The sequence below is a fragment of the Bartonella capreoli genome (assembly GCF_902813205.1).
Taxonomy (GTDB): domain Bacteria; phylum Pseudomonadota; class Alphaproteobacteria; order Rhizobiales; family Rhizobiaceae; genus Bartonella; species Bartonella schoenbuchensis.
The window spans coordinates 1-427 of record NZ_CADDZX010000263.1; the positions used below are offsets into that span (position 1 = coordinate 1).

The window sequence follows — 427 nt, forward strand, 5'->3', positions numbered from 1 at the left end:
GATGGGCCAAATCAGCTAAAAATTCTGTATGACCTGGAAATTTAAATCCGGCATCGTAAAGATTCTTTTTGGCAATAGGACAAGTAACCAATGCAGATGCATGCCCACTTTGAATCAATTGAACACTGCGTTTAATGGCCTCAATTATTCCAGCAGTATTTTGGGGAGAAGGTAGACCTCGTTGATCACTTTGTCGATTTTCTAATGGTATTATGGGAAGAGCGGTTTGAAAGTGTTTTATAGGATGATGGATGAAGAAAGACTCTAGTGGAGGGTCTAGGTGTAAAAAACGAGCTCACGAGAAAATAATAGCGGGAGGAGGGAGCGGGGTAAAAGGTGGAGGGTGAGGAGTATCGAGGAAAATGGAGGTGTTAATAGTTATGGTAGGGGGAATTGGGGTGGGGTTTAATGTGGAAGGGACAACGGT

1 pseudogene is annotated in these 427 nt (G+C 43.1%); it reads right to left on the reverse strand.

What is annotated here, in order from left to right:
* A pseudogene (locus J7R05_RS08340) lies at window positions 1-427 on the reverse strand (4-hydroxythreonine-4-phosphate dehydrogenase PdxA); the annotation flags it as partial.